This is a genomic window from Rhizobium sp. P28RR-XV (genome assembly GCF_012641385.1).
Taxonomy (GTDB): domain Bacteria; phylum Pseudomonadota; class Alphaproteobacteria; order Rhizobiales; family Rhizobiaceae; genus Rhizobium.
Genome location: NZ_JABAIG010000028.1, coordinates 14,729 through 35,756 on the forward strand (window position 1 = coordinate 14,729; position 21,028 = coordinate 35,756).

The window sequence follows — 21,028 nt, forward strand, 5'->3', positions numbered from 1 at the left end:
CAAGAATTTGAGCCGAGTCCCGCTATATTGGCGCGCCAGGCGGATCAAAAAGCAGGTTGGACGCTTTCTTATGCAATTTATCAGAAATTTCGGCACTTGAGATGTCTTGATCGGCTCACGCATTATCCCCTTCCGCGCGCTATTTTCTTCCCGTATCGGGGTCGTCGTCTGCGATCGCGCGCCAGGCGGCGCCTTCCAGGTCGTCATACTGGCCGCTCCTCAGCGACCAGAGAAAGGCGGCCAAACCTATGCCCCCCATGAAGAGCGCGATGGGAATGAGATAGATCAGCATGTTCATGCGCGACCTCCCTTCGCCTCACTCAGAACCGGCAGGCTGGCCCCTCCTCGTGAAGATTCTCTTTGGAACGTTGCCAGTCTTAAAGCATTCGAAACGACGATAATGGACGACGTGGACATAGCAACTGAGGCAATGAGAGGAGTGGCATAGCCTGCGATCGCGATGGGTATGGCAAGAATATTGTAGCCGATCGCTAGTGCGAAGTTCTGTCGGATCAACGTGGCAGATCTGCGCGCAATGGCGATTGCAATGGGCACCGCGTCGAGTTGATCATTGAAAAATACCAGGTCGGCGGCCTGCCTGCCAATATCCGAGGCCGTCGCCGGTGCCATGGACACATGGGCGGCGGCAAGCGCCGGCGCGTCGTTGATGCCGTCTCCGATCATGAACACCCGGTGATGTGCGCTGCTCAACGCTTGGCACTCTTCAACCTTTTGCTTGGGATTCAAGCCGGCAAGCGCAAGATCAACTCCCAGGCGTTTTGCAACGGCATCGACCACACATTGTCTGTCTCCCGAAAATATGGCTGTCTTGAAACCAGTGGCGCGAAGCTCCCCGACAGCCTCGTTCGCACCCGGCCGGATCATGTCCTCGAAGAAGAATCGCGCCAGGACGATATCGTCCTTGGTGAGGACCACCTCGGACAGCGCTTCGTCGACGCCGGCCATTTCAGTCCGATCTATGTTGCGGGCGAACGACCGGCTGCCAAGCCGATAAAGAGCACCATCTCGATATGCTTTCAATCCTCCACCCGAGACCTCCGTGACGCTATCGAATTCCATCCGACCAGAAGTTGGACTGCGGCTCAATACCTGAGAAAGCGGATGCCTGGAGTGGCTTGCAAGTCCTGCGGCAATGGCGACATCGCTGGGATTGCTGGTTTCCGACTTGACGAGGCGAGGGCGACCGAGTGTCAGCGTGCCGGTCTTATCGAACGCGACGGTGTCAATCTCGGCCAGCCTTTCGAGTGCCGAACCGTCTTTAACCATGATTCCCCTGCGAAAGAGTTCGCCGGCGGCAACAACCTGAACCACCGGAACTGCAAGTCCCAGGGCGCAAGGACACGTAATGATCAGCACCGCGACCGCGACGAGCATAGCGTGCTTCCAGTCCCCACCGGCAAAGCCCCATCCGAGAAATGAGACAAGCGCAAGGAAGTGAACGGCCGGAGAATAGAGGGAGGCCGCCCGGTCGGCAATGCGGCGATAGCGGGCTCTGCCCCCCTCGGCAGCCTCCATCAAACCGATAATTTCGGCAAGCAGCGAGCTCCTGGCGACCTTTGTAGCGCGCACCACAAGGAAACCGGTCAAATTCATCGCACCCGAGCTCACCTCCGATCCCTTGCCAACGACGACGGGACTGCTTTCTCCGGTGACGATCGAGAGGTCGAGATCGCTTTCGCCACTCGCGATCACGCCGTCGACCGGAATGCGGTCGCCGGCAGCCACTGCGATCTCGTCGCCGATCGCGATATCTTCCACCGCCACGTAGCGGCGTGATCCGTCGACAGCGATGAGAAGCGCACCGCGCGGTGCGATCCGTGCGAGGCCGTTAATGGCGGCACGCGCCTTCTCGCGCATAAGGTGATCAAGTGTCCTGCCGATCAGCAGGAAGAACAACAGAGAAACCGTCGCGTCGAACCAGGCATGTTCGCCATGATGCATGGTCTCCCAGAGCGAGACAGCGTAGGAAAGTGTGACTGCAAGGGAGATCGGCACGTCCATGTTGGTTCGACCATGCTTCAGCGAATTCCATGCCGATTGAAAGAAGAACCGCCCCGCATAGATCAGCGCGGGCGCTGCGATCATCGCCGATATCCAGTGGAACATGTCGCGAGTCGCAGCGTCTGCACCCGACCAGATAGAAACGGATAACAGCATGATATTGGCGGCGGCGAATCCGGCCACACCGACGGCCAAGAGAAGTTTGTTTCGCGTCTTGTCGCTCTCCGCCGCGGCCGGGGCGAAGAGATGTGCTCGATATCCCGCGGAGCTTATTGCCTCGATAATTGCCGTCGCATCCGTTCGGACCCCATCGACGGTTTCGGCATAAACACAACTGACACGCTTGGACGTCAGGTTCACTCGGGCCTTCCGGATGAACGGCAAAGCCAACAGAACCTTTTCGATTGTTGAGATACAGGCTCCGCAATGGACGTCCGGCACGCTCAGATCAAGTTGAAGCAGTCCTTCGCCCAATGGGTGGCTGGCAAGTGCTATTTCTTCGGCGCTCACCGAAGAAGCGCTCATCGCAAGCATCGCCTCGGCATCCACCATGCAACAGGTCATTTGTCGAACCCCACGGTGTCGAAGCGAAGGGCTTCATGCATGACGAGCGTTCCGCCACGTCGGGAGATCAGTTCAACGATCCAGTCGCCGGACGGTAAATGGCGGTCAGCTTCAAAAAGTCCCTCTCCAACCTTCTTCAGAGTTACGCTGAAGTCTTCGTGGTCACCGACGGGACGCTTGAAATTCGCCGTGACCATGTCGACCGAGGTTGGCGTTCCATCCCGATTGTGAAGATGGTAGGTAAAGACATCAGCATGGAGGGAAATGCTTCCCGATACTCCGGTTGCAGTCATGGCTTTGATGGCAGCCGTCTTTTCATTGAACTGTTGGCTGGCCACGTAGGTGTTTTCCACAACCAGACCGCTCCAACTCGCGGAGGCGTACCATGCCATCGTCACGTTGACGGAAATCACGATGCCGAAGAAAGCGCAGGTCGTGAGAAGCATATGCCGCCCCGTGAATCCTTTAGTGTTCGTGCTCATTTTGCCCCTCCTGGGGAATTGAAGGCTGCTCGATAGGTTGCACGATCTTCATGCCCTTCATCTTCAATTGCGAAGAGGAACTCCGACGGCCGAGCACTTGCTGCAGGCCTGGTCACGAAGACCTTGACGGTCGTGGCCGCATCGGGTGCCGCCTTCAACACGAAGCTGCGGCCATCATTCATGCCGAATTCAGGAATTCGCATCGTGGCTCCATCCAGGCCAGACATGTTGAGTTCGATCTTTCTAGGCCTGGGAACCATGTTCAGGATTCGGAGTGTGTAGCCGTTGCGGATCGAGCCGTCGCTTTCAAGGACGAACTGTGGATTGCGGTCATGGACGACATTGAGCTCCAATCGTTCGCGCAATGCGAGATGCACGACCATAGCGGCGCCGATCATGCACCAGACTGCCGCATAGAAAACCAGGCGAGGCCTGAAGATGATGTGCCAGTCGAAATGCCTGATATCGCCGACGAAGGAGCCATCCGGCTTGCGGACCCTCGTCGGCTGAACCGGCATGCGTCCCTGATCGGTGGCAATCGCCATGTTGCTGGCATACTCGCTAAGCGTGGCGTAGGCGATAAGACCGCGGGGCTTTCCAAGCTTATCCATCACCCCATCGCAGGCATCGATGCAAAGAGCGCAGGTGATGCACTCCATCTGCTGACCGTCGCGAATATCGATTCCCATCGGGCATACTGCGACGCAAGCGTTACAATCGACGCAATCGCCGACCGGCTCGCCAAATGCCTGCACCTTCTTAGCATGACGCGAACGTTGCTCGCCCCGCCAGTCATTGTAGGTCACGACGAGGGAATTCTCGTCCAGCATTGCGCCCTGAATGCGCGGCCACGGACACATGTAGGTGCAGACCTGCTCACGCATCAGGCCCCCGAGGACGTATGTCGTGGCCGTCAACGTCCCGATGGTGGCATAGGCGATCGCGGCCGCCTGTCCGGTAAGCAGGGAGGCGGCGAGGGTTGGAGCGTCTGCGAAATAGAAGATCCAAGCACCTCCAGTGGCGAAGCCGATCAATAGCCAGATCGCATGCTTCAGAACACGCTTGCGAATCTTGTCGAAACGCCACGGGGCGGCATCGAGCTTCATTCTGGCATTGCGGTCGCCTTCGATGGCTCGCTCGACCACAAGGAAGAGATCGACCCACACCGTCTGCGGACACGCATAACCGCACCAAGCCCTACCGACGGCGGAGGTAATGAGAAAAAGTCCGAATCCAGCCATCACCAGAAGGCCGGCGACGTAGTAGAATTCCTGCGGCCAGATCTCGATAAAAAAGAAATAGAAGCGGCGTGACGCCAGATCGACAAGAACCGCCTGGTCGGGGGCATAAGGCCCGCGCTCCCATCTGATCCACGGCGTGAGATAGTATATGCCGAGCGTGATTATCATCACGATCCATTTGAAACGACGAAAGCGGCCTTCGGCGCGCTTGGGGAAAACTTTCTTGCGCGCGGCATAAAGCGGTTGGCGATTGCGACGCGCGTTTACCGGCTCCGCGTTCAAGCGTTCAACATCTTTAGGATCTGGGGCTGTATAGAGGTTCATGCGCAACTTCCGGGTTGACTTGCACTTTTCCTACGTTGAAGACCCCCCATCCTTGATCGAGATCAAGGATCAGAATTTTTCACAAAAAGAATGGCCGCGCTCTGGGTCGGAAGAGCACGGCCCCGAGGCTGGAATCGTCAACTTTGCACCAACCGGATCCAAACAGCTGCCGAACGTCTTTTGGTCGCCGGACCGAGCCTAAGAAGCGTGGATGTTGGCCTCAAAGGAACTGGGGAAACGATCGGCTGCGACATCTTCGACACCAGCTTCATCGGGTCGTTCGCAGGTGATCCTTAAGCGAGGTCAAACTGACGATCGAATTTCCGATCTTTTCGGTGTTTTCCTGCTCGGCAGCCGGCTGTATCGGCTTTGCGCGAATGGACACTCGCGCGTGGATGACCGCTCGCGGCGTGCCGTAAAGCGTCAGAAGTGGATTATGATTGTGGTCGGTCATATTCGTTCCTACTTGCCGCCGCCGAGCGAATGGACGAACAGGGTCAGTTCCTTCACCGTGGTGTCGCCGAGACGGGCCGACCATGCCGGCATCACACCATGCCTGGGACTTGTGATCTGGCGGATGATCGCGTCCTCCCCGCTCCCCTTCAGCCAAATGGCGTCAGCAAGGTCCGGCGCTCCCATTTCGATTTTGCCCTTGGCGTCGTCGCCATGGCATGCCGCACAGTTGTCCAGAAAGATCCGCTTTCCGGCTTCCGCCATGGTTGGATCGGACGGGGTGTTCGTCAGGCCCCAAACGTAAGCCGCAACCTGCTTTTTCTGCATCGCATCCAATATGTCAGCGAAGGCAGGCATTTCCGAAACATGTGTGTCTGGGTCGGCATCAAAGCGAATGCCGTGCGCGATCGTCGTTTGAATCGAAACGAGGTCGCCGCCCCATAGCCAATCGTCGTCGTTAAGGTTAGGGAATCCAGGACCGCCGCTGGCACCGGAGCCGTGGCACGGCGCGCAGTTGACCTTGAAGGCCGAGGCGCCGCCGGCGACGGCGAATTCGCGCAGTGCCGGATCCGCGTCGATCTCCTTAACCGTCTTTGCCGCGATCATGTCTTGAAACTTCATCTGCTTCGCCTTGGCGAGATCGAGATCCTGCTGCAGTTCTGCGCGCGTCGAGTAGCCAAGATAGCCCTTCGTAGCCGACGTGATCATTGGGATCGCCGGATAGGCGATCGCATAGCCGACCGCCCACATGATCGTCACACAGAACGTCCAGACCCACCAACGCGGCATCGGATTGTTCAGCTCGCGGATGCCGTCCCATTCATGTCCGGTGGTTTCGACGCCGCTGATTTCATCGATATGCTTTTCCGACATCTCAGTCATCCTTCAGAGGAATGTCAGCGGCCTCCTTGGCCATCTGTTTGCTGCCAGGACGCAGGCTGTAGAAGACAGCACCGACAAAGAACGCCGTCATCACCAAAAGGCCCCAACTGTCGGCGAAGTGCCGCATTGCAGTATATATTTCCATGGGATCACCTCACCGGTAGCCGGTCGCGTCGTCGTAGGTTGAAAAATCGACCAGCGTACCGAGCATTTGCAGATAGGCGACCAGAGCGTCCATTTCGGTAAGCCTCTGTGGATCGCCGTCGAAATCACCGACCTTGGCTTTCGGATAGCGCTGCAGCAGCGCCGTCGTATCGGCGTTGGGATCGGCTTGTGCTCTCATATCCGCTTCGGCATGGGCGATCATGTCGTCCGTATAGGGCACGCCGACATCTTCGTTGGCCTTGAGATCCATGCCGATATCCTTGACCGTCACCGACTCCTCCTTGAGGAAGGCGTATTTGGGCATGATCGATTCGGGCACCACAGCTCTTGGGTTCGAGAGATGCTGGACGTGCCACTCGTTCGAATAGCGGCCTCCGACGCGCGCAAGATCCGGCCCCGTGCGCTTCGAGCCCCATTGGAACGGATGATCGTACATGGATTCGGCGGCCAATGAGTAATGGCCGTAACGTTCCACCTCGTCACGGAATGGTCGGATCATCTGGCTGTGGCAGAGATAACAGCCCTCGCGAATGTAGATGTTGCGACCTGCGAGTTCGAGCGGCGTGTAGGGACGCATACCCTCCACCTTCTCAATGGTGTTCTGGAGGTAGAAGAGCGGCGCGATTTCCACGATCCCGCCGATCGAGACGACGAGAAGCGAGCCGACGAGAAGCAGAGTCGCGTTCTTTTCGATGATCTTATGTTTGTCCAGTATCGATGCCATATCTCACCTCACTCTGCAGGTTGTGCCTGGGGCACATACGCAGTCGGAATTGCTGCTTCATCCCGCACGCGGCCGCGGATGGTCATGAAAACGTTCCAGGCCATCACAAGGCCGCCGCCTAGGTAGAGCGTGCCGCCCAGCGTGCGCAGCACGTAATATGGGAACATCGCGGCAACGGTTTCGGCGAAGGAGTAAACGAGAAAGCCTTGCGAATTATACTCGCGCCACATCAGGCCCTGTTGGATACCAGCAACCCACAGCACAGCCGCGTAGATGACGATGCCGAGGGTGGCAAGCCAGAAATGCCAGTTGACCATCCGGAGGCTGTAGAGACGATCACGACCCCAGAGTTTCGGCGTCAGATAGTAGATCGCACCGAAAGTGATCATTCCGACCCAGCCGAGCGCGCCAGAATGCACGTGGCCAATGGTCCACTCCGTATAATGACTGAGCGAATTGACGGTCTTTATCGACATCATCGGACCTTCGAACGTCGACATGCCATAAAAGGCAATGGCGACAATCATCATGCGGATGATTGGGTCCGTACGGATCTTGTCCCAGGCGCCCGAGAGCGTCATCAGACCATTGATCATACCACCCCAGGACGGCATCCACAGCATGACTGAGAAGACCATGCCCAGCGTCTGAGCCCAGTCAGGCAGCGCAGTATAATGCAAATGGTGCGGACCAGCCCAGATATACAAGAAGATCAGCGCCCAAAAATGGATGATCGACAGCCGGTAGGAATAGATCGGGCGGTTTGCCTGTTTCGGAACGAAGTAATACATCATCCCAAGGAAACCAGCCGTGAGAAAGAAGCCGACAGCGTTATGGCCGTACCACCACTGCGTCAGCGCATCCTGTACACCTGAAAACAGTGAATAGCTTTTCGAACCGAGGAAAGAAACTGGGACAGCCAGATTGTTGACGATGTGCAACATCGCGATAGTTACGATGAAGCTCAAATAGAACCAATTGGCGACGTAGATGTGTGGTTCCTTACGCTTCAGGATCGTGCCCAGGAAAGTGATGAGATAGGCCACCCAGACGATAGCGAGCCAGAGGTCGAGATACCATTCAGGTTCCGCATATTCACGCGCCTGCGTGATGCCGAGTACATAGCCGGATGCCGCCATCACGATGAAAAGCTGATATCCCCAGAAGACGAACCAGGCGAGACTGCCGCCGAAAAGCCGAGCCCGGCAGGTGCGCTGGACGACATAGAAGGATGTCATGATCAAGGCGTTGCCGCCAAAGGCGAAAATGACGGCGGAGGTATGAACAGGGCGCAGCCTACCGAAATTCAGATAGGGCGCGAAGTCCAGATCGGGAAAGGCGAGCTGTGCCGCAATGACAACGCCGACGAGGAAACCAATGACGCCCCAAAAGACGGTGGCGACCAGGCCGTAGCGGATCACTTCGTCAAAGTAACCGGATGCATCCACCTTCACCATACGACCTGCAGGCGAGAAATCGGCTCGCCGCACGAGCAAAACCGTGCCAACCGTCAGGCAGAAACACAAAATGCCCATGTGCACGGCGAAGAGGTGGTCATGGGCGAGACCCGCACCCACCAAGGCGAGGAAGGCGGCGATCGCGACCAGGATCGTTTCGGTTGTGTAGTCCATTTTGGGGTCCCCAAGTACGCAGCCGACCGCCTCGCGTTCGACTTTCCCGAACTTTGGAAAAAGCACTCTCATGGAGCGGGCATGCGCTCCTTGATCTATGTCAACGAAGGCGCCAACTTCCCCGGCGCGCGGCTCCCTGTTACAGACAGTTACACAACCTCACCATTTCGCACCGAACGAGCATTCCCGCGTAACAGGACTGCGCTCTAGTGTCCTCACTTCGAACCAGAGGACATGAACATGCTGATGCAGGGCAAAAACGCATTCGAAAACGCAGAGCTCGCGACCGCGGGAACGCGCGGTCAGTCGCTCTCTTCCATCTTCCATGGATGCGCGACGGAAACGATCACAGCCAGTCAGGCGATATGCTGGGAAGGTGATCAGGCCAAGTATCTCTTTCAGGTCGTCGAAGGGGTCGTGCGCCTTCACCGCATCATCGGCGAAGGCCGTCGGGTGATAACAGCTTTCCATTTCGCCGGCGACGTCATTGGTGCCTCGCTTCTCGAAGACTTCTCCTTTACGGCCGAGGGGGTTACAGACTGCAAGATACGCCGTGTCTCCCGCAAGTGCTTCCAAGAAGAAGTCACTCGTTGCGACAACCTGCGTCCGGCATATATCGGTTTACTCTGCCGCGAAAACGCCGCCGCCCACGACCAGATGGTTCTCCTATCGAAGAAGAGCGCCGAGGAGCGGTTGTGTAGCTTCATCCTCAACCTGGCGTTACGGCCTGGAAGCCAGTGTCAGGGATTACTGAGGGTACCGATGAACCGTCTCGACATCGCCGATTATCTCGGCCTAACGATCGAGACGATCTCTCGGACGATCACCAAGCTTGCGGCACGCAAAGTGCTTGCCGCGGAAGGTCGCCACGACCTCAGGATCATTAGCATGGATAAGCTCGCTCGTCTCACCGGCAGCGCGGATGATTTTTCCGCAAAAACCTGCCATAGAGGCAGCATCCACTAAGATTAAGAGAGCCGACCATGCCCCATCGCTTGATATCGCCACGTACTGCAAGTCCACAGGAGCTGGACGCGGTTGTTCACGTGCTCGATGGGGCGGACATCATTATTCATCGCCTTGAAGGAACCATCACTCATTGGTCCATTGGCTGCGAGAACATGTACGGCTGGACACGCGAGGAGGCGGTGGGCGAGAAGATTCACGAGCTTCTTAGCACAAGATACCCGGTATCCCAGGAGGATATCCAGGCAACCCTAAAGTCGCGCGGCTTCTGGCAAGGCGAGATCGTGCATCGCCACAAGCGTGGCCAAGACATCAATATTTCCACCCGTTGCGTGCTCGTCAATCTTCCGGACGGCGACCAGTCGATCATTCAAACGAATAGCGATGTGAGCGCACTCAAAAAGGCGGAGGAGTCCGTCAAGACGCGCGAGGCGCACCTGACTTCAATTCTGGACACCGTACCGGACGCCATGGTCGTGATCGACCAAAAAGGCATCGTGATGTCCTTCAGCAAGGCGGCGGAGCGGCTCTTTGGCATGACTGCCGACCAGATCTGCGGCAGAAACGTGAACAACCTCATGCCGAACCCCTACCGTGACGAACATGACGGGTACATTGGTCACTACCTCAAGACGGGCGAGAAGCGCATCATTGGTTATGGCCGTGTCGTCACCGGCCAGCGCGCGGACGGCTCCCGTTTCCCAATGGAGCTCCATGTCGGTGAGGCGACCGCCAATGGCGAGCGCATCTTCACCGGCTTCGTACGCGATTTGACCAGCAGAATGAAGATCGAGGAGGATCTGCGGCAGGCGCAGAAGATGGAAGCTGTCGGCCAGCTGACCGGCGGTCTCGCCCATGACTTCAACAATCTTCTGACGGTGATCAGCGGAAATCTTGAAATGATCGAGGACAAGCTTCCGCCCGGCCCGCTACGCGACATCCTGCGGGATGCGCAAGAGGCTGCCGCGGATGGCGCGAAGCTGACCGGTCAGCTCCTTGCCTTTGGAAGGCGGCAGCCTCTCAATCCCAAGCAGGTGGATCTCGGTCAACTCGTCAGCAGTTTCTCCGATCTTCTCCGGCGAACGCTCGGTGAGGACATAAAGCTGTCCACAATACTCTCAGGCGCCCATTTCGACGCTTTGGTCGACGGGCCGCAACTGCAGAACGCGATCTTGAACATTGCATTGAACGCGCGCGACGCCATGCCTAAAGGTGGAAGCCTTACAACCGAAGTCTCTCGCGTCACGCTGGATGCCGACTACGCAAAAATGTACCCGGAAGTTCGAAGTGGCAACTTCGTGCTGATCTCCATGACCGACACTGGCTCGGGCATGACCGATGAGGTGAAGAAACGAGCGATCGAACCGTTCTTCACCACCAAGGAGGTCGGGTCGGGAACGGGTCTCGGTCTAAGCATGGTATACGGCTTCGTCAAGCAATCCGGTGGGCATCTCCAGATCTATAGTGAACTTGGCAGGGGAACAACGATTAGGATCTATCTTCCCGTATCAGCGGGAGGAAACGCAGGGCAGACCGATGCGTCGGTCGGAGCCGCGAAAATTCCTCTTCTTCGCGGCAGCGAGCGTGTTCTCGTGGTCGAAGATGACTCACGGGTCCGAAAGGTGGCCGTCGCACGGCTTAATGACATGGGATACACAGTGATCGAGGCGGAGAACGGACGCCGCGCGCTTGAAATCATCAAGGCGCGGGACGATATCGCCCTTCTTTTCACCGACATCGTGATGCCGGGCGGAATGAACGGCGACGAGTTGGCGCAGGAAGCGAAGTCCCTTCGTCCAGGGCTGGCGGTTCTTTTTACGTCAGGCTATTCCGAACCAACACTGGCCGCGAAGGATATCCTGGCAGGCGCTCAATGGCTGCGCAAGCCCTATACTGCTCGCGAGCTGGCCGGAAAGTTGCGAGATCTCCTGGACGCCTCTTGAGAATGCCGGCTGCCCAACAATCGGAGGCGGCGATCGCTACTTCGCCGCTCAGCACCAATGAGCTTGCGACGGGCGGTCGCACGACCCTTTCCAAGGACGCGCTCGATGAGCTTTCGCAACGGCGGGCGCCATTTGCACGCTTTTTGTCGAAGGGTGATGATGGTCGGCATCAGTTCGGTGAAGACGGCGAGCTCATCGAACGGTCCGGGGGCCATCGCGACCGAATATCTTTCGGGCTTTGCCCGACAACTGGCTGCTTGCCCTGAGTCGATATCGTGATCGCCGGGGACTCAACTTCGCTGTCATAGCTACCTGCAACGCCATCCGACACTTAACGATGAAGGGCCGTTTCTCCAAGTGCGAGCGGCCGTCTTAGACTATCGTTCGAAGTTGACTAACGTCAAAGAAGGCCGCCCCTGCATGGCCTAGAAAGTCTTCGAGGCCGCGATTGGCCCAGATCACCAGGAGACATGCAATGCGTTTCAAACTCGCTCTGGCCGCCGCCGCTGCAGCCCTCGTCGTCTCGGCTGCTCCGCTCATGGCAGCCGACCATCAGATCCAGTTGCTCAACAAGGGTACGGATGGTGCAATGGTTTTCGAACCCGGTTTCGTCAAGATCGCTCCCGGTGACACCGTCACCTTCGTCCCAACCGATAAGAGCCACAACGTCGAAACCTTCAAGGGCCTCATCCCGGATGGCGCGCCGGAGTTCAAATCGAAACCAAGCGAACAATTCCAGACGAAGTTCGACGTGCCGGGCGCCTATGTCGTGAAATGCACGCCACACGCCGGCATGGGCATGGTCGCCCTCATCCAGGTCGGCGAGAAGCCGGCAAACCTTGACGCGATCAGGACTGCAAAGGTTCCGAATATGGCGCGTAAGCGACTGGATGCCGATCTTCTGCAAGTCACGCAGTAGCGAAATCCGGCTGCCACCGGCGGGTTTGCGCCGGTGGCATGTAGGGGAAACCAAAGATGACAAATGCTCAGATCGGACCAGCGACCCCCACGCCCGTCATCATAGTCTTTGCGATCAGCCTCTGCTGGAACGGGAGTCCTGCAGCGGATGGATAGCGTGTCCGCCATCCTCGCCGCTATCGCCGCAAGCCTCTTTCTGCCAAGGTAGGACAGCCTGTGACACCATTTGACAAGTTTTCAGAGCTAGAGGCCTGCTACGGACAACTCATGTCGTGGTGCGACATGCTCGAGGCGATCGCCGACTTCCTTCCGTGTCATCTCGATGAGCGGTTCTGCGACACAATCGCGGACGCGCTCGCTCCGTATCTTCGCACCACGCATGGCCTTGAGGAACAACTCAGCTCGGTCGGCCCTTGCCCGATCATAAGCGATAAGGAACAACAAGATACCGAGGAACGGTGGCGGTTGGAACGCGTTTCGGACCTTGCTGACGCCAAGGAGGTCGTCGACGTTCTTCTGGCTCTGAAGGCTGGGAATTGCCGCCTGTCATCAAACACGGCGGGATATCTCCTGCGCTCGTTTTCCTCCTCCGTGCGCAAGCACATCCAGGCGGAACACGAAGCTATCCGCTTGATACGAAAAGCGGCAGGCAACAAGGACGCGCACGTCGCTCTGCCAGAAGCCAACGGCGAGGCGGCATAACCGCGCGGCGACAAACAGGGATGGAAAGTCCTGCGAACGGCCGCCGGCGAAATGCTGCTCCGTCCGCTGCCGCGACCGCCATTTGCCTCTCCGCGAAGATGGCGTCGGGCTGTTGCGATAGACGTGTCTGATGACATCCACAACTTTGAACGAACAGAGCTGGGGCCCTCAATCACCGATGGCGGGAATCTCTTGGTCTGGATCTTATGCTGGAGCGAGCGGGCGACCCTTGGCCCACGATCCTGGATGCCCAGCGTTTCGCGAGGATTTTACCCCCACAGATGAGCGGCAGCTGGGTGGACGGTCCCGCCGATTACGGACACTCGGTGAAGGCCGGGATCACGTGATCAGGCCGCCTTGCTGTGAGTGCGGCCGCGCGCGCCGAAGTAGGCGTCAAATGCAGCGGCTACTGCTCTCACCATAAATCGCGAGTTCCTGTTTACGATTACCTTGTAGGCTTCGACGCTCACCACGCCATCTGACACAAGGCCCTCGAGCCGCTCGTTCCTCTCAAATAGAAAGTGCGGTTCGTAGCCAGCCTCCTGGCTCAGCTTACCCAGGTCGGCTTCGAAATCACACATCAGGCGCTCGATCACCGCTGCCCGAAGCCCGTCCTCATTGGTGAGAACATAACCCTTGGCCGTCGGCAAAATGTCTGCGGCTATCATTTCAGCATATCGCCCGATTGCTACATGGTTTTGATAATATCCGGAACGCAGGCGTCCGATTGCGGATGCGCCCAATCCAATCAGGGTGCCACAGTCGTCCGTCGTGTAACCCTGGAAATTTCTGTGCAGAGCACCGCTTTCAAGAGCAACGGCCAGTTCATCGCTTGGAAGCGCAAAGTGATCAAGACCGATCCGCAGGTAACCGGCCGCCACGAGTTCTTTGGCGATTACCTCAGCCTGTTCATAGCGCTCCGCCGCATCGGGAAGAGCCGTTTCGTCGATCAGACGTTGGTGCTTCTTGAAAGCGGGAACGTGCGCGTAACCGAAAACGGCTAATCGTTCAGGCCTGAGTTCGATCGCCATGCGCACCGTCTCGATGCACGAATCGACCGTCTGGAACGGAAGACCGTAGATGAGATCGAAGTTCGTGCTCGCCACGCCATGGCCCCGCAGGCCCGCTAAGGCCGCTTTCGTCTGGCCGAAGGTCTGGATACGATTGATGGCCTTCTGCACGACCGGATCGAAGCTCTGCACGCCGAGGCTCGCACGCTTCACCCCGTTTTCACCGAGAGCGCTAATCATTTCGCTTGTGAGGGTCCTTGGATCGATCTCGACTGCGATAGAGGCATCGCTGACAAGATTGAACGACGTCCTCAGCTTCTTCATCACCGCCGCAAACGCGTACGACGACACGATAGTCGGCGTTCCTCCCCCAAAGTGCACGTTCTTGACTGAAAGCTCTCCACCGGCGGTCGCAGAAACAAGGTCGATTTCCTTCATCATGACGTCGAGATATTCGAGGATCGGCGCCTCCTGTCGCGTGATGGTAGTATGACAACCACAATACCAGCACATGGAGTGGCAGAACGGCACATGCAAATACACTGAGGCGGGCCCAAATGAGCCCGCCTCGCGAAGGCCACGAGCATAATCGTCGGGTCCGACCGATGGAGCGAAAGTCGGAGCGGTGGGGTAGCTTGTATAGCGTGGAAGACGTGTTTCACCGTACTTCCTAACCAGAGCATCGGACATGGGATCGATTTTCCTTGAGGTTTTGACACCTTATGCACCGCATGGCCGGCCGTTTCCTTGTCTTAGGTCAATGATGACCGACGACCCCGCTGCAAAACTCTTAGAATTTGTTCGCTGTCAAACATCGAACGAGCTCGCTCAGCGCAAGCAGGCATCCATTAGATCATGCAGATATGGCCGACGCGATGGGCAAGAATGCGCGTCAGCAACTTTTGCTCCGTAATCGCGTTACAGCTGAACCAGGACGAGACCGCAACGTTGCGGTGGATCCAGTGACCAGTACGGTCAGTTGGGTTCGAGATCGAGCACACTATCCGCTTGCGTTGGCTGCCGAGCGAACAATGTCAAGCCGTGGTTGGAGCCGCTCCCAAAAAGGCCCGTGCTTTCCTGCGAAGACGCGCTGAGCTACCGGCTACCGTGATCATTGGGAACGCATCGAAACGCCTCGTTTTATTCCCACCTGTCCATCGGCTCTTTAGCCAAAGTCAATCATGCGTCAGCCTGCCGCCACGTGCTTAGGCATCGTCCTGAAAAAGAGCCGTAGCCAGGTAGCCAATCGCTATGGTGCTGGCGAAGAAATAGATGAAGAGCCCTTGTTCGACCCATCGATCCGGGCTCTCGGCTGTGAAAGCCTCTGAAAAGCCGTTCGCCCACACACAAAGGCCCGTAAGGCCACCGATGACGAAGCCGATTAAAAGTCGGATGATCATGAACGAGATGAGCTGTGGCATCTCGGCCTCCGTTCTCGGAAGGAAAACGAATAACGCGACTGCGGGTTCCCCATGATCTCAATCAATTGCGGAGTTGGCAAAATGTGCCATGAAGAGCGCTGATAATCAGGATCGTCCATGAGCGCCTTCGCTTTAGCCCTTGCCGTCTTCTCTCTCCTTGTCCTGCCGGGTCCGACAAACACGCTCCTTGCTCTTTCGGCGGAAAAACTGACGCCAGGCCAGTATACCGGCCGTCTTGCCACCGTCATGGCGGCCTACATCGCGGTGGTCGTACCTTTTGCGTGGATTGCCGGTCCCATCTTGCAGGATCACGTCCAAGTCGCGAAAAGTGTGAAGCTCGCCTCCGCCGGCTGGGTGCTCTATCTGGGTTTTCGTGTCTGGACGTCAGAAAAACAATTCGATGGAGCGACACTCGGCAACGGACGCCTCCTCCTGACAACGTTGCTAAATCCTAAAGGACTGATGCTAGGATTGACGATCCTCCCGCCCTCGCCGTTATCCCTTGCGATCCTGACGAGCGTAGTGGCCCTCACTTCATCGATCTGGATTTTTGCGGGCAGAGCGATCGTAGGGACCGGGAGCCGCCGGAGAGTTATTGCCAGAAAAATTGGATCGGGCGTTCTCTGCCTTTTCTCCGTGGCGTTTGCGGCCAGTATTTGGTCGTAACGCTGTTACTAAACGTCGTTTGTTCTAGATCAAAGCGCAGCGGGCCTGAAGCGGTTATCACCCTAGAAGAAGAAATGCCGACAGGCGGCAAGGTGTCATGGCCAGCGAGATGCGCGCGGGGTATCGCTGCGCGAGCCGCCAGCTCGAGCAACACGTTGGCGGGTGCCCGATTGTCATATCATCGCGCTGCACTGAACATCCTGGATCCAATTTGACCACCGATCATCGCGCCGCGCCCTTCGAAGGCACTCAAGCTGTTGGCAATTGCGCGCCGATTGACGGTCGACTGGAAGAACGCCGAATTTTGGGAGACGACGATGTATAGACGAATAATTTGCGCGATCGGACTTGGTTCGCGCGAGAGCGCGGAACATGCAATACGCACGTCATATTCGCTCTTGGCACCAGGAGGCGAATTGACCGTAGCACACGTCGTTGAGCGCTTCCCAACAACGCAGGACAATCCTGACAGCTGGGCCGTATCCGTGATTGGCGAAGCAGAAGACAAGCTCACAATGCTGTGCAAGCGACTCGATATCCCGGCGTTCGTTCATGTGCGGTCCGGACCGGCGGCGCGAACGTTGTTAACCGTCGCAAAGGAGAGAAATGCGGACCTGATCGTAGTTGCCGCCCACCGCACGGACATCCTTGATCGAATCTTCGGTTCCACCGTTGATCATATTATCCGCCATGCGCACTCTTCGGTGCTCATCGATCGGATCGAGAACAGCTAATATGACGAGGTCAGCACCGAATTGGGCGATCTAAGTTCCAGCTCTTTTAAGTGATTTAAGGCGAAACGGCTCGATACCGCGCTTTTCGTTGATCGTGATCAAAGTAAATCCTGCCACGAGCTCTATCCTGCCCTGCCAGCATGCTCGGTCTCATCGGCATGCGTCATTTTGAAAGGAGTGAGTTCGATATGCTTGTCCACGCAATCATGACATCTCCTGTCGTAACTATTCGCCCTGAGACCTCCGCGGCGGACGCTGCCAGGACCATGCTAGACAATCATATTAGCGGCCTTCCTGTGGTCGACGCCTTAGATAGGCTGGTGGGTATTGTCACCGAAGGTGATTTCCTCAGACGTACCGAGCTGCATACAGAGCGCAAACGGTCTTGGCTGCTTGAGCTTCTCACCAGCCGGGGGACACTCGCTGACGAATATGTAATGACACACGGCCGCACGGTCGAGGAGATCATGACCTCTGATGTCGTCACGGTAACCACAACGACAACCTTGCTCGAAGTCGTCGAACTGATGGAAAAGCATCACATTAAGCGCATTCCGGTTGTTTCACATGGCAAGCTCGTCGGCATCGTTTCTCGATCGGACCTTTTAGCGGCTCTCGTCCAAATTCTTCCCGCGCGGCAAAGAGATACTAGGGATCAGGAGATTGAGACAGCGATCATAAATGAGCTGGCGACACAAGATTGGAGTCGAGGCGGCTCGATCCGCGTAAAAGTGATCGACGGTGTCGCTGAGCTCTCTGGCAACATAATGGATGAGAGAGAACGTCGGGCGGCGAAAGTTGCCGCCGAAAATATTCCTGGTGTGCGTGCGGTCTTCGACAATCTCATCTACGTCGATCCCTATATCGGTGTTGGTATAGTCTAAGCGATCTCGCTTGGCACGATATGGCGACGTCCAACCCCAAGGCGCGCCTGTCAGGCCTCGTCCGATACAGGCTGTGGCGCAAGCGACTTCGTGTGTTCTCCTCGATGTCGTGATCTTGTGTCGGACGAGGCAGGAATTCGCGGCGGCAGGCTGCTTTATTCCGGCAAAAGCTAGGCTCCTGCAGGGGATATCCGATCTATCTGGGCTGAGCGCCGATAAATCCACCAGGCGTTGGAATGAATGAACAATTCCTGTACCCGGGTGCAAACTCATGCCCCGCAATGCGGCTCGCCCCCAACTATCAAGTTGGTCCAAGCGAGCCGCGAACCTCGCTAACATTCATAATCCGCCACAGGTCGATCGTCAAAAAAGCGCGGGCCTAACTTGAAGAGGCGTTGAAGCCTAGCGACCCATCAATACTGGCAATGAGACGTTTTGGACCATGGCACGGCTGACTCCACCAAAAATCCTTTCGCGCAGTCGAGAATGACCATAGCATCCCATGATAATTAACTGCGCACCTATATCGGTGGCATGCTGCTGCAAAACATCGCTGATGGCGCGCGTGCCACTCGCGATGACATCGACCGAGACCTTGATTCCATGACGTGCAAGATAGGCTGCAATGTCGGCGCCTGGCTCTTCGCCCTGAAGTCCGGATAGGGCAATTGGATCGACCATCGTAACATGCACGCGCTCAGCGGCCTTGAGGACATCAAGCGCTTGATGAACGACACGACTGGCCTCCTGGGTGGAATCCCATGCGATCAAAGCCGTCTGCGGCGGCCACGCAAGAGAGCCGACCTTCGGAACAATAAGAGCCGGCGTCGGAGAGTGAAACAGGGCGCCGTCGATCACAAACCCCCTCAGATCTTCGTCAGAGACCATCTCGCCGCCAATCAATGTGATATCCGCATATAAAGCGCGTTGCCCAAGGAGATCCGGTGCCCACGGAAAATCACAGAAAAACTCTTGTACCTCGTAGGACAGACCAGTGGCCGCCAGCTCCGCCTTGACGGAATTGATCTTCTCCGCAAGTTGGGCCAATTCGCGGTCCCGCTCACTGATCCAGATGCTGGCCGTTGCGTCTCCGTATCCACTATAAGGGGGCATCGCCCCGAAGCCGATGACGAGCTGCACGAGGTGTGCATTCGTCGCTTGGCAAAAAGCAATGGCTTTATGCAAATCTTCAAAGGTATGCCGTGCAGACATAACGCTCAAGACTGTTTTGCAGGACATTGGCGCGATCTCCTTGTCGCCGATCATGTTCGACCTAAGACTACGTTAGCGCCTCACCAGGACATTGATCGACGTCAAGCATGCCGGTTCTGTAAATTCGCTCGGGCACGGAGTGATACTCCCATTCACCGGTGAGTTTGACGCCGATCAATGCCGAATTGCCTGCCCCATTGGAAGATTGACATACCGTTAATAGCAATCTGCCGCTTAGAGAGATTGCAATGCAGGCACAGGATATCATGACGACGAAGATTGCATCATTCGACAACTGCGCAATATGCACCTTGGTATCGGGCTGATGATCGAGAAAGAGATCAGCGATCTTGGCATGCTCGGTCGGCTTGGACACGTCTGCGGCGTGCTGCCAATACATGCGGTTACGTCAACGAACGTTTCGCGCGCAAGATCGCATGAGCGTCGATCATGGGGCGCCACCAAGCGCTAGCCGGCGGCGGAAATGAAATGCGTTAAAACATAGGAGACAGAAATGTCGGAACGGAAATGGAATATTACCACGCGCGATGGCTTGCAGATTTCGGTCAGACCTGCCGAACTTGAAGACGAAAACCTGTTAATCGAACTGTTCGATCATGTCAGTCCGCAAGATCTCCGCTTCCGCTTCTTGTCGGCGATTAAACATGTTTCGCGCAAGCAGATTGCCGATCTGATCGGCGTCGACCACGACGCCGTGGAAAGCTACATCGCTTTTGCAAGAGATGCCGTCACGCCGATCGCAACGGCCGTGCTCGCTTGCGATCGCCAAAAGAGACGAGCCGAAGTCGCCATTTCCGTACGCAGCGATTTCAAGGGTCACGGCCTTGGCTGGGGCCTTCTTGGCCTGATGGTGCAAGAAGCCAAGCGCCGCGGCCTGGACAAGATCGAGTCCATCGAAGACAGAAGCAACTATGACGCTGTCGAGCTCGAACAAAATATGGGCTTCAAAGTGAAACCCTATCCCGACGACCCAAGATTGCTGCTGCTGTCGAAGTCCCTCACCGCATGACGAGTAGCCTATCGCATCGTGCTCAATGCTAGCTTCCTGTTTCCAAGCGGAAGGTTTGGTGAGCAGATCGCAACACTGCTACTGGCAAGCGTCGTCGCGAGCGAAACCTTCCGTCTATCCCGAAGGCATCTCGCGAGCGAATCACGCGCCCCAAAGACGCCTAGTAAGATCTGATTATTTCGACGCCAGGGCAGAGATACGAATTCGAGATACTCGTCTCATCGGATCTACTTCGCTTGAAGGGAGGGTGAGCCATGCTCTCCCGCGCGAAAGACCTCCGGCCGCCGCCGTCTTCGCAGTCCGCTATATGGGCGGCAAAGAAGGACTTGGGCAATCGTCAGTCAGCGCCATTATTTCCCTTGACTGATCGTTGCAAATCAGAGCCAGACTGCTCGACGTCTTGCTTGGTCTGAACGGTCAGGACGCTTGATATTGCTATTATCATGATGACTAAAACGACCAAAAAGAGATGATCAAGGAAGGCCCAGTAGACCTGACGAAACCGATCCTGTAGGTGCCGCATGAATAGATCCCTCGCTGATGCCACTGAAGCGATAGGATCCGGTAGTTCACGCGCCATCGATCCAATGCCACTTAGATCGATAGGGATGATCAATTGAAATTTCATTGCGTTGGATCAATCGCGCGCGCTCGCTAACTTTGATAGATTGATCACAGAAAAATGGGATTGTCTCGCTTTCACTGTTGACCGAGACCGCTGAGAAGGCCCTCACGGCTTAAAATCTGGAAAGGCGCTAGCTGCTACCACTGGAAATCAGGTCAACAAGCCGGTTCAGAAAGGGGCCTTTGACTGTCGAGCATTTTTTCGGAAGCCCGCGCAACAGTAAACCATTCGACGCGGTCGACTTCGCGGAACGATTGCGTATGGCCGCTATGCGGAGGCCATTCCATATCAAACGTCTGACTGTAAGCGCGATTTTCGATGCGCATTGACGGCGCAAGACCGATGAACGTGCGCGCATTGGTAGCGAGATCCGGCTCTATCCGGCCGCAGTAGTCTTGGAGAAGTTGAACGGCAGCAGGTCGCCGATTT

At 56.7% G+C, this 21,028-nt stretch carries 22 protein-coding genes and 1 pseudogene; 9 read left to right on the plus strand and 14 right to left on the minus strand.

Translation table 11 applies throughout. The annotated features are described in order from the left end of the window. Window positions 1-139: 139 nt before the first annotated feature. From ccoS to ccoN, 9 genes are all read right to left on the minus strand, one after another. Window positions 140-298: a cbb3-type cytochrome oxidase assembly protein CcoS gene (gene ccoS / locus HGP12_RS32820; RefSeq protein WP_168880157.1), complete on the minus strand. Its 159-nt coding sequence runs from the start codon at window positions 296-298 to the stop codon at window positions 140-142. Further along, window positions 295-2,586 (minus strand): cation-translocating P-type ATPase, encoded by a 2,292-nt coding sequence (locus tag HGP12_RS32825; RefSeq protein WP_168880158.1) that lies wholly within the window; start codon window positions 2,584-2,586, stop codon window positions 295-297. The genes ccoS and HGP12_RS32825 overlap by 4 nt, the downstream gene beginning before the upstream one ends. Beyond that, a complete protein-coding gene (locus HGP12_RS32830; protein WP_168880159.1) occupies window positions 2,583-3,068 on the minus strand; it encodes a FixH family protein in 486 nt (161 codons plus the stop codon). The genes HGP12_RS32825 and HGP12_RS32830 overlap by 4 nt, the downstream gene beginning before the upstream one ends. Then, window positions 3,065-4,633, minus strand: coding sequence for a cytochrome c oxidase accessory protein CcoG (gene ccoG / locus HGP12_RS32835; protein ID WP_168880160.1), 1,569 nt, complete (start codon window positions 4,631-4,633; stop codon window positions 3,065-3,067). The genes HGP12_RS32830 and ccoG overlap by 4 nt, the downstream gene beginning before the upstream one ends. 268 nt (window positions 4,634-4,901) lie before the next feature. Further along, complete coding sequence (locus HGP12_RS32840) at window positions 4,902-5,087, minus strand: hypothetical protein (RefSeq protein ID WP_168880161.1); 186 nt, start codon at window positions 5,085-5,087, stop codon at window positions 4,902-4,904. Between the two features lie 8 nt (window positions 5,088-5,095). Then, window positions 5,096-5,959 (minus strand): cytochrome-c oxidase, cbb3-type subunit III, encoded by an 864-nt coding sequence (gene ccoP / locus HGP12_RS32845; protein WP_168880162.1) that lies wholly within the window; start codon window positions 5,957-5,959, stop codon window positions 5,096-5,098. Window position 5,960: 1 nt separating this feature from the next. Then, a complete protein-coding gene (locus HGP12_RS32850; RefSeq protein WP_168844246.1) occupies window positions 5,961-6,113 on the minus strand; it encodes a cbb3-type cytochrome c oxidase subunit 3 in 153 nt (50 codons plus the stop codon). Window positions 6,114-6,122: 9 nt separating this feature from the next. Then, the gene (gene ccoO / locus HGP12_RS32855) at window positions 6,123-6,857 is read right to left on the minus strand and encodes a cytochrome-c oxidase, cbb3-type subunit II (RefSeq protein ID WP_168880163.1); all 735 of its coding nucleotides are present in this window, start codon (window positions 6,855-6,857) and stop codon (window positions 6,123-6,125) included. An 8-nt stretch (window positions 6,858-6,865) separates the two neighbouring features. After that, on the minus strand, window positions 6,866-8,488 hold the full coding sequence (gene ccoN, locus HGP12_RS32860) for a cytochrome-c oxidase, cbb3-type subunit I (RefSeq protein WP_168880164.1): 1,623 nt from the start codon (window positions 8,486-8,488) through the stop codon (window positions 6,866-6,868). A gap of 240 nt (window positions 8,489-8,728) precedes the next feature. Here ccoN and HGP12_RS32865 point away from each other — a divergent pair, with 240 nt between their 5' ends. From HGP12_RS32865 to HGP12_RS32885, 5 genes are all read left to right on the plus strand, one after another. Further along, a complete protein-coding gene (locus HGP12_RS32865) occupies window positions 8,729-9,454 on the plus strand; it encodes a Crp/Fnr family transcriptional regulator (RefSeq protein ID WP_168880165.1) in 726 nt (241 codons plus the stop codon). 17 nt (window positions 9,455-9,471) lie between these two features. After that, window positions 9,472-11,397 carry a PAS domain S-box protein gene (locus HGP12_RS32870; RefSeq protein ID WP_168880166.1) on the plus strand — a complete coding sequence of 642 codons (1,926 nt, stop codon included), beginning with the start codon at window positions 9,472-9,474 and terminating at the stop codon, window positions 11,395-11,397. A 105-nt stretch (window positions 11,398-11,502) separates the two neighbouring features. Then, window positions 11,503-11,676, plus strand: coding sequence for a hypothetical protein (locus HGP12_RS32875; protein ID WP_168880167.1), 174 nt, complete (start codon window positions 11,503-11,505; stop codon window positions 11,674-11,676). A 196-nt stretch (window positions 11,677-11,872) separates the two neighbouring features. Continuing rightward, a complete protein-coding gene (locus HGP12_RS32880; RefSeq protein WP_168880168.1) occupies window positions 11,873-12,316 on the plus strand; it encodes a pseudoazurin in 444 nt (147 codons plus the stop codon). A 266-nt stretch (window positions 12,317-12,582) separates the two neighbouring features. Continuing rightward, a complete protein-coding gene (locus HGP12_RS32885) occupies window positions 12,583-13,017 on the plus strand; it encodes a hypothetical protein (RefSeq protein WP_168880169.1) in 435 nt (144 codons plus the stop codon). 347 nt (window positions 13,018-13,364) lie between these two features. On the opposite strand, the gene hemN is transcribed toward HGP12_RS32885, so the two are convergent. Beyond that, on the minus strand, window positions 13,365-14,717 hold the full coding sequence (gene hemN / locus HGP12_RS32890; RefSeq protein ID WP_168880170.1) for an oxygen-independent coproporphyrinogen III oxidase: 1,353 nt from the start codon (window positions 14,715-14,717) through the stop codon (window positions 13,365-13,367). A 515-nt stretch (window positions 14,718-15,232) separates the two neighbouring features. Continuing rightward, window positions 15,233-15,448, minus strand: a complete 216-nt coding sequence (locus HGP12_RS32895; RefSeq protein ID WP_168880171.1) for a hypothetical protein — start codon at window positions 15,446-15,448, stop codon at window positions 15,233-15,235. A gap of 117 nt (window positions 15,449-15,565) precedes the next feature. On the opposite strand from HGP12_RS32895, the gene HGP12_RS32900 reads away from it, so the two are divergent. The 3 genes from HGP12_RS32900 (at window position 15,566) to HGP12_RS32910 (ending at window position 17,732) form a co-directional block, all read left to right on the plus strand. Then, complete coding sequence (locus HGP12_RS32900; RefSeq protein WP_168880172.1) at window positions 15,566-16,114, plus strand: threonine transporter RhtB; 549 nt, start codon at window positions 15,566-15,568, stop codon at window positions 16,112-16,114. Between the two features lie 317 nt (window positions 16,115-16,431). Next, window positions 16,432-16,848, plus strand: a complete 417-nt coding sequence (locus tag HGP12_RS32905; RefSeq protein ID WP_168880173.1) for a universal stress protein — start codon at window positions 16,432-16,434, stop codon at window positions 16,846-16,848. Between the two features lie 188 nt (window positions 16,849-17,036). Continuing rightward, complete coding sequence (locus tag HGP12_RS32910) at window positions 17,037-17,732, plus strand: CBS domain-containing protein (protein ID WP_168880174.1); 696 nt, start codon at window positions 17,037-17,039, stop codon at window positions 17,730-17,732. A 402-nt stretch (window positions 17,733-18,134) separates the two neighbouring features. Here the strand turns inward: HGP12_RS32910 and HGP12_RS32915 are convergent, their stop codons facing one another. Both HGP12_RS32915 and HGP12_RS32920 read right to left on the minus strand, forming a co-directional pair. Further along, on the minus strand, window positions 18,135-18,998 hold the full coding sequence (locus HGP12_RS32915; protein WP_246703644.1) for a universal stress protein: 864 nt from the start codon (window positions 18,996-18,998) through the stop codon (window positions 18,135-18,137). 13 nt (window positions 18,999-19,011) lie between these two features. Then, window positions 19,012-19,344, minus strand: coding sequence for a hypothetical protein (locus HGP12_RS32920; protein WP_168880175.1), 333 nt, complete (start codon window positions 19,342-19,344; stop codon window positions 19,012-19,014). A gap of 114 nt (window positions 19,345-19,458) precedes the next feature. On the opposite strand from HGP12_RS32920, the gene HGP12_RS32925 reads away from it, so the two are divergent. Continuing rightward, entirely contained in the window at window positions 19,459-19,974 is a 516-nt protein-coding gene (locus HGP12_RS32925; RefSeq protein ID WP_168880176.1) for a GNAT family N-acetyltransferase, read from the plus strand. A gap of 780 nt (window positions 19,975-20,754) precedes the next feature. Here HGP12_RS32925 and HGP12_RS33880 read toward each other — a convergent pair. Then, a pseudogene (locus HGP12_RS33880) lies at window positions 20,755-21,028 on the minus strand (hypothetical protein); the annotation flags it as partial.